Raw genomic sequence first — 1,931 nt, forward strand, 5'->3', positions numbered from 1 at the left:
TACGGGTCGAGCCCGGCGAGGTGGTGGCCGCGCTGATGGGCCTGGCCGGAGTCGATCAGGCCGTGGTGCTGGTGCACGGCGCGGGCGCGGACCGGCGGCTGACGGCGTACGTGGTCACCGGGGCCGGCCACCGTGACGTGGGCACGCTGCGGCGACGGCTCGCGGCGGTGGTCCCGGACCATCTCGTGCCGCCGGTGTTCGTGCTGATGGACGCGCTGCCGGTCACCGGGAACGGCAAGGTGGACCGCCAGGCGCTGCCCGAGCCCGGCACCACCGCTGACGAGCGGGAGTACGCGGCGCCGGTGGGCGCGGTGGAACAGACGCTGGCCCGGCTGTGGGAGGAGATCCTGGGCGTGCCCCGGGTCGGCCGCAACGACGAGTTCTACGCCCTGGGCGGGCACTCGCTGATGGCGACGCAGCTGGTCAACCGGGTGCGGTCGGTGCTCAAGGTCGAGCTGCCGGTCCGGGACCTGTTCGAGACCTCGAACCTGGCCGAGCTGGCCCGGCGGGTGGCGGTCCTCAAGGGCGGGACCCGGCCCGTGCTGCGCCGCCGCGCGCGCCCGGCGGTGGTGCCGCTGTCCTATCCGCAGCAGCGGCTGTGGCTCACCGCGCAGCTGCGCGCGAACGACACGGCGTACCACATCCCGGTCGTCGTCCGGCTGACCGGCGAGCTCGACATCGCCGCCCTGCACGCGGCCGTCACCGACGTGGTCCGGCGGCACGAGCCCCTGCGCACGGTGTTCCCGCTGCTGGACGGCGAGCCTCAGCAGCGGGTCGTGCCGATGGCCGACGTCGGTCCGCTGCTGGTCCGCGGCGAGGTCGAGGCCACCGAGCTGGGCCGGGCGGTGGACGGGCTGGTCCAGCGCCGCTTCGACCTGACCCGGGACCTGCCGTTCCGGGCGCACCTGCTCACGGTGGGACCCGGCGACCACGCCCTGGTCCTGCTGCTGCACCACATCGCGGCCGACGGTTCCTCCATGGAGCCGTTGATGCGCGACTTCAGTGAGGCGTACGAGCAGCGCCGCGCGGGCCGGGCCCCGCAGTGGACCGAGCTGCCGGTGCAGTACTCGGACTTCGCCCTGTGGCAGCGCGACGCGGTGAAGGTGGCCCGCGATCAGGTGGCGTACTGGACCGACCTGCTGCGCGGGGTACCCGACGAGTTGCCGCTGCCCACCGACCGGGTCCGGCCGGCTGTGGGCACGTACCGCGGCGGTTCGGTGCCGTTGAAGGTGCCTGTCGACGTGCACGAGAGTCTCGTGGCCCTGGCCCGCCGCAACGGCGCGAGCGTCTTCATGGTGGTCCAGTCGGCGGTGGCGGCGCTGCTGTCGCGGCTGGGCGCGGGGGCCGACATCCCGCTCGGCTGGCCGGTCGCGGGACGGGTCGACGAGGCCCTCGACGACCTGGTCGGCTTCTTCGTCAACACCCTGGTGCTGCGGGCCGACCTGACCGGCGATCCGTCGTTCGAGCAGCTGCTGAGCCGGGTGCGGGAGCAGGACCTGGCGGCGTTCAGCAACCAGGACGTGCCGTTCGAGAGCGTGGTCGAGGTGCTCAACCCGGCCCGGGTGCCCGGCCGGCATCCGCTGTTCCAGGTCATGGTGGCGTTGCAGGGCGGCCGGACCGCGGTGCTGGACCTGACCGGCGTCGACATGAAACGGGTCGCGGTCGGTTCCGGATCGGCCAAGTTCGACCTGAGCTTCCAGTTCGTGGAGTTCTCGGACGCCGGCGGACGGCCCGCCGGGATGGGCGGGGAGCTGACCTTCGCCGCCGACCTGTTCGACCGGGACACGGCCAAGCGCATGATCGAGATGCTCGGCCGGCTGCTGGCCGCGGCCGTGGCGGATCCCGGCAAGCCGATCGCCCGGCTGCCGCTGCTGAGCACGGACGAGCGCCGGGTGGCCGAGCAGGCGAGCGCCGGCGACGTCCTGGACCGG

At 73.7% G+C, this 1,931-nt stretch carries 1 protein-coding gene; it reads left to right on the top strand.

Features of this window, described 5'->3' with window-relative positions; genetic code table 11:
• The coding region (locus tag AB0C29_RS46110; protein WP_360834386.1) for a condensation domain-containing protein at positions 1 to 1,931 on the top strand (1,931 nt) is incomplete at both ends.

The organism is Actinoplanes sp. NPDC048791 (assembly GCF_040650095.1).
In the GTDB taxonomy this organism is placed as follows: Bacteria; Actinomycetota; Actinomycetes; order Mycobacteriales; family Micromonosporaceae; genus Actinoplanes.